The sequence below is a fragment of the Vibrio sp. 704 genome (assembly GCF_033339295.1).
Genome location: NZ_JAWOUH010000223.1, coordinates 1 through 877, shown reverse-complemented (window position 1 = coordinate 877; position 877 = coordinate 1). Strand labels below are relative to the sequence as shown.

Annotated in this window: 1 protein-coding gene; it reads left to right on the top strand. The window is 49.5% G+C overall.

Annotated features, from left to right (window positions below; genetic code table 11):
* Positions 1 to 877, top strand: an 877-nt coding sequence (gene hutW, locus R7R24_RS25585; protein WP_318119918.1) for a heme anaerobic degradation radical SAM methyltransferase ChuW/HutW, incomplete at both ends; no start/stop codon positions are given.

Sequence of the window (877 nt, the reverse complement as noted above, 5' to 3'; positions counted from 1 at the left end):
GAATGCGGCCAGTCGCAAACTTGTCGATGAGTACTTCGCTGCTTTAATGCAGGAATTGAAGGAGAAAGCAGCACTTCCTTGGACGCAAAGCGGCATCTTCCATGCGGTTTACATTGGTGGTGGAACGCCGACCGATCTTTCTCCCGAACAAGTTCGCGTCCTGGGGCAGGCCATTCATGATTATTTCCCTCTCGCGTCTGATTGCGAAATTACTTTAGAAGGGCGCATCAATCGTTTTTCCGATGAGTTGTATCAAGGTGCGTTAGATGGCGGCTTTAATCGCTTCTCTTTTGGTGTGCAGAGCTTCAACACTCAAGTTCGTCGCAGTGCAAAGCGTCTTGATGATAGAGAAGACGTACTTAAACGCGTTTCGGAACTGGCGAAGGAAGACAAAATCCCAGTCATCATCGACTTGTTGTACGGCTTGCCTTATCAAACCAAAGAAATACTTGAACAAGATCTTAACGATTTTATGTCGACAGGCGCGCATGGCTTGGATTTGTATCAGTTGGTCGTGGGTGGAACTGCGCCAATGCTCAATCTCGTTGAAAAAGGCAAGATCCCACCACCAGCGACGACGCCAGAGAAAGCGGGCATGTATGAGCTGGGTGTGAACTTTATGGCGAAGCACCACATGAAGCAGTTGAGCGTGAACCACTGGGCCGTCGATAACCGTGAGCGTAGCCTATACAACAGCTTAGCCAAGACGTACGCAGAAGTGTTGCCGATTGGATGCGGTGCTGGTGGCAACATTGGCGGCTACGGGATGATGCTGCACCGTACTTTAGACACCTACATCAAAGCGGTGAATGAAGGGCAAAGTACGATTGCGATGATGATGAAGCACAGCCCATTAGAGCCATTATTTGCAGCGCTA